This window comes from Streptomyces sp. DvalAA-14, assembly GCF_900091855.1.
In the GTDB taxonomy this organism is placed as follows: domain Bacteria; phylum Actinomycetota; class Actinomycetes; order Streptomycetales; family Streptomycetaceae; genus Actinacidiphila.
This window is the reverse complement of the sequence record NZ_FMCH01000316.1, coordinates 1-4,722: the sequence shown is the minus strand read 5'-3', so window position 1 is coordinate 4,722 and position 4,722 is coordinate 1. Positions and strand designations below refer to the sequence as shown.

3 protein-coding genes and 1 pseudogene are annotated in these 4,722 nt (G+C 74.8%); 3 read left to right on the top strand and 1 reads right to left on the bottom strand.

Features of this window, described 5'->3' with window-relative positions; genetic code table 11:
• Positions 1-211: 211 nt before the first annotated feature.
• On the top strand, positions 212-406 hold the full coding sequence (locus tag GA0115240_RS15760; RefSeq protein WP_093737303.1) for a hypothetical protein: 195 nt from the start codon (positions 212-214) through the stop codon (positions 404-406).
• Between the two features lie 192 nt (positions 407-598).
• Positions 599-2,212: a hypothetical protein gene (locus GA0115240_RS15755; RefSeq protein WP_256069826.1), complete on the top strand. Its 1,614-nt coding sequence runs from the start codon at positions 599-601 to the stop codon at positions 2,210-2,212.
• Positions 2,213-2,323: 111 nt separating this feature from the next.
• On the opposite strand, the gene GA0115240_RS15750 is transcribed toward GA0115240_RS15755, so the two are convergent.
• Positions 2,324-3,814, bottom strand: a complete 1,491-nt coding sequence (locus tag GA0115240_RS15750) for a MocR-like transcription factor YczR (RefSeq protein ID WP_093737302.1) — start codon at positions 3,812-3,814, stop codon at positions 2,324-2,326.
• 477 nt (positions 3,815-4,291) lie between these two features.
• Between GA0115240_RS15750 and GA0115240_RS15745 the strand changes: the two are divergent.
• Positions 4,292-4,664: pseudogene (locus GA0115240_RS15745) on the top strand (RNA polymerase-binding protein RbpA).
• Positions 4,665-4,722: the final 58 nt, after the last annotated feature.

Below are 4,722 nucleotides of genomic sequence, written 5' to 3'. Positions count from 1 at the left end.
CCCGACGTGCGGTGCGGGCGCCGGGACGGCGCCCGGGGCCGCGCCGCCGGGCAACCGTCGCGCCGGAGCCCGGCGGGCGGCGCCCCGGGACTCACCCGCGTGGTGGAGACCGGCGGACAATCACCCGTTTGCCACTGAGCGTGATCCATCACTTTTTGTGAGCCTTGAGGAACTGAAGGTGACCGTCCCCATCACCCAGGAGAAGAGCCCCATGATCCTTTCCATCTCCGGCGTCGTTCTTCTCGGCGTCATCTGCTTCCTGTTCTTCCGCAAGGACGGCTTGAAGGTGTCGCACGGGCTGGTGTGCACGCTCTTCGGCTTCTACCTCGCGGGCTCCGCGATCGCCCCGAGCATCAAGGCGAGCGGGCAGAGCCTGGCCAGCCTGATCAGCGGGCTCAAGATCTAGCGCCGCCGCCGGCGGCCGCTCGTGCCGCACCTGCCACTCCCCTCTCGCCATGGGCCCGGCGGCGGTCGATCCGCTCCGGGCCCGTATCCATGGCCCGCCGCCCGGGACGTCCCCAGGCGTCCCGTCCCCCCTGTGCACCCCATCCCGCGAACCACCCCCCGAATCACCCCCGAAGCACCCCGTGGAGCATCCGTGGCCAGGCGTCCCCTTCCCAGCATCCTGAGCAGCCGGCCGGCGCTCGTCCGCAGCCGAGATCTGGCGCGTACCGCCGCCGACAGCGCGACCGACGTGCTCCATCCCGTTATTTCCATCGCCCGCGGGCTGCGCCGGCAGGCCGTCTGGGCCGGGGGCTGGTGGGGCCGCACCGCGAAGGACCAGCGCGGGCCCGCGCTGCTGCTGGCCGCCGCGGGCGTCGTCGTGGTGCTGATGATGCCGTACGGCCCGGTCCTCGGCGTCGTCGCGCTGCTGGCCTCCGCCGCCTGGATGGGCCGCGACCGGGCCGGCTCGGCGCCGGCCGGACCCACCGAGGCGCAGCAGGTGCGCCTGCAGTCGCTGTACGAGGCGCTGGTGCCGTACCTGTCCGACGCCGCCGACCCCGCGCCGCTCTACGCGCACGACGGCAGCTGGGACAAGGCCTTCAGCGCCCACGAGTTCAAGGACGGCCGGCTGGTGCGGCTGCACCTGCGCTACCCGGCGTACTTCACCGACGGCGAGGCCGACTCGCGCACCCGGGTGGAGCAGTTGCTGCACGCCAAGGCCGGGCGGGGCCGGGAGTACCGCTTCGACTGGAACGAGGAGGAGAACCACCTCACCCTCGTCGCGCTGCCCGCGCTGCCGACGAACGTGGTCGCGCAGCGGTTCGTCACCGCACCGGGCGAGACGGTGCTCGGCTTCACCGACACCGACTCCGTGCGGCGGACGGTGCCGGTCAGCGTGGGCGGCGAGACGCAGGACGCGCCGCCGGTGGTGTGGCGGACCGGGGCACGCTCGGTCGAACCGCATCTGCTGGCCCTGGGCCAGCCCGGCACGGGTACCACGAGCCTGCTGCGCTCGATCGCGCTCCAGGCGCTGGTGCACGGCGACATCGTGGTGATCGACGGCAGCGGCGAGGGCGAGTACGCGTGCCTGGCCGGGCGGCCCGGCGTGCTGGCGGTGGAGGACGGCCTGCTCGGCGCGGCGGCGACGCTGGAGTGGGCCGGCCGCGAGACCGAGCGGCGGCTGATCGCGGTCAACCGGGCGCGGCAGTCCGGCAGCCAGGTCCCCGCCGACGTCCGCCGGCCGCTGTGGATCCTGGTCGACCGGCCGACCGCGCTCACCCAGCTGGCGATGGCGGAGGGACGGCCCGACCCGCAGGCCCTGCTGGACGTACCGCTGCGGCACGGGCGTACGGCCAATGTGGCGGTGGCGGTCGCCGACCAGCTCGACGCCACCGAGGCGCTGGCCCCGGTGGTGATCGCCCAGACCCGGGCCCGGGTGGTGCTCGGCCCGCTCGCCCCCGACCACGTCGCCGCGGTCCTGGGCGCCCCGCAGCGGACCACCCCGGCCGCCGAGGTGCCGCCGGGCCGCGGTTACGCCCGCCTCGGCACGGGCCCGGTGCTGCGCCTCCAGGTCCCCTCGACGCCCGATCCGTACGACGAGGAGACCTCCCCCGCCGACCGTGAGGCGGTCCTCGCGCTGCTGCCCGGCGCGCCGCCGCTCCCGGCGGTGGAGCACGGCGACCCGGCGCCGCCCGCCCCGGACCCGGAGCGGGTCGCCCTGCACAAGGAGGCGGTGGTACGCACGGTCGCCGACCTCGAACTGGGCTGATTCCAGGAGGGGTTCGCGGGTGCGGTGGGCCGCCGGCCGGGGTGCCGCCGGCGGCCGGGCGGTCGGTCCGGGGCGGGCCGGCCGGAGCCGGGTCCTCGATCCGTTCCCGGCTCAGGCCACGAAGAGCCCGGTGCCCTCGCTGTCCGCGCCGCCGCCGGAGCGGACCAGGTCGGCGGCCCGGGCCAGCCGCGCGGCGGCCTCCAGGGCGAGGGGGCCGCTGACGGTGAAGGGGATGCGGACGTAGGACTCGAAGGCCCCGTCCACACCGAAGCGGGGCCCGGAGGGGACCCGGACGCCGAGGCGCTCGCCGGCCACGGCCACCCGCGAGCCGGAGACGTCCCCGGTCCGGACCCACATCGTCATCCCGCCCCGCGGGACGGTGAACTCCCAGTCGGGGACCTGCTGGCGCAGGGCCGCCACCAGGTCGTCCCGGCACTCGGCGGCCCGCCGGCGGCGGGCGGCGAGCGCCTGCTCCCAGCCGCCGCCGCGCAGCAGCCAGGCCACCGCGAGCTGGTCGATCACCGGGGAGCCGAGGTCGAGGTAGGCGCGGGCCGAGACCAGTCCGCGCACCACGTCGGGCGTACCCCGGACCCAGCCGATCCGCAGCCCCGCCCACATCGCCTTGCTCGCCGAGCCGACCGTCATCACCGTGCCGCCGCGGTCGAAGGCGGCCATCGGCCGGACGCCCGACTCCTCGCCGTCCAGCACGAGTTCGGCCATCGTCTCGTCGGCGACGACCACGGTGCCGGCCGCCCGGGCCGCCTCCACCAGGTCGCGCCGCTCGTCGTCGCCCACCAAGGTCCCGGTCGGGTTGTGGAAGTCCGGCATGACGTAGGCCATCCGGGGTGCGGCGTCCCGCAGCACCCGCCGCCAGGCGTCCATGTCCCAGCCGCCGAGGCCCTCGCGCAGCGCCACCGGCACCAGCCGGGAGCCGGTCTCGCGGAACAGCTCCAGCACATTGGCGTAGCTGGGCGACTCCACGGCCACCCGCTCGCCGAGGCCGGCCAGCCGGCGGGCGGCGGCGCCGATCGCGCCCATCGCCCCGGTGGTCACCATGATCTGCTCCGGCATGGTGGGCACCCCGCGGGCGGTGTAGCGGTCGGCGATCGCCTCGCGCAGCACCGGGAGCCCGGCCGGGAAGTCGCCGTGGGTGGCGGCGTAGGCGGGCAGGTCGGCCAGCGCGCCCTCCATCGCCCGGGTCAGCCAGGGCTCGGGGGCCGGCAGCGCGGCGGTGCCGAGGTCGATCGCCGAGCCGGCGGCGTCCGGGGGCAGCGGTTCCAGGCTGCGGGAGGGCAGTACATGCCCCTCGGGGATCGCGGTCCAGCTGCCGGCGCCGCGCCGGGAGCGGGCGAAGCCCTCGGCGCGCAGCGCCTCGTACGCGGCGGCGACGGTGGTCCGGCTGACGCCGAGGGCGAGCGCGAGTTCGCGTTCGGCCGGCAGCCGGGCCGCGACCTGGACGCGGCCCTCCAGCACCAGCAGCCGGATACCGTCGGCCAGCCCGCGGTAGGCGGGGAGCCGGCGACCGCCCCGGCCGGCCAGCGGTCGGGGTTCGAGCAGCCGGGCCAGGTGCGCCGCGCTCACCGAAGCAGTCCACTGCGACATAAGCTTCAGTCCACCTTCCGGGGATTGGCCGGGAAACGACGACTCATCCAGTCCACAGGGTGCCACGGGGGCTTGTCGGACCGCCAGGGGGGTTGGGCCGGCGCCGCCGTCCGGTTCCCCGCCGGGTGGCGGGGTAGGAGTGCGGGGGTGCGGACGGCGGGGGCCGGCGCCCGGGGCGCCCGGTGCGGCGGTCGGCGCGGTGCGGGCGCGGGGCGATTTAGCCCTGGATGGCGAGGACCGGTAGTGTACGCGGTTGACCCAGTAGCTTGACCGTTACTGCAAGCAAAAGATAGGACGACACCGGGTGACATATTTGCCCAGATGTGACAAAACGGGCACCGGTGGGTACAAACAGGGCTGACACGACGGGCGACGCATATCCCTCAACGGGAATCTTCACCGCCGACCGGACGTTGACCGGATGACGACGACAGCGACACCTGTCCTGTGGGCGACCAAGCCCGGGAGGCACGATTCATGAGTGAGCGAGCTCTCCGCGGCACGCGACTCGGGGCCACCAGCTACGAGACCGACCGCGGTATCGATCTGGCCCCGCGCCAGACCGTTGAGTACGCATGCCGAAACGGCCATCGATTTGAGATGCCGTTCTCGGTAGAGGCCGAGATTCCGCCGGAGTGGGAGTGCCGCGCCTGCGGCCAGACCGCTCTCCTGGTGGACGGAGAGGGCCCGGAGGAGAATCCGTCAACCGGCGCGCACGCACTGGGACATGCTCATGGAGCGGCGCACGCTGGAGGAGTTGGAGGAGGTGCTGGCCGAACGGCTGGCCGTCCTGCGCTCCGGGGCGATGAACATCGCGGTCCATCCCCGAGACAACCGCAAGAGCGCCTGACCAAAGGCGCCACGGGCCCGCCACGTGGGTTGACCCCGGACACCGTCCGGGGGGAGGG

Coding starts and splice junctions, on each gene's coding strand:
- GA0115240_RS15760 (WP_093737303.1), top strand. CDS start 212: ATGATCCTTTCCATCTCCGGCGTCGTTCTTCTCGGCGTCATCTGCTTC.
- GA0115240_RS15750 (WP_093737302.1), bottom strand. CDS start 3,814: ATGTCGCAGTGGACTGCTTCGGTGAGCGCGGCGCACCTGGCCCGGCTG.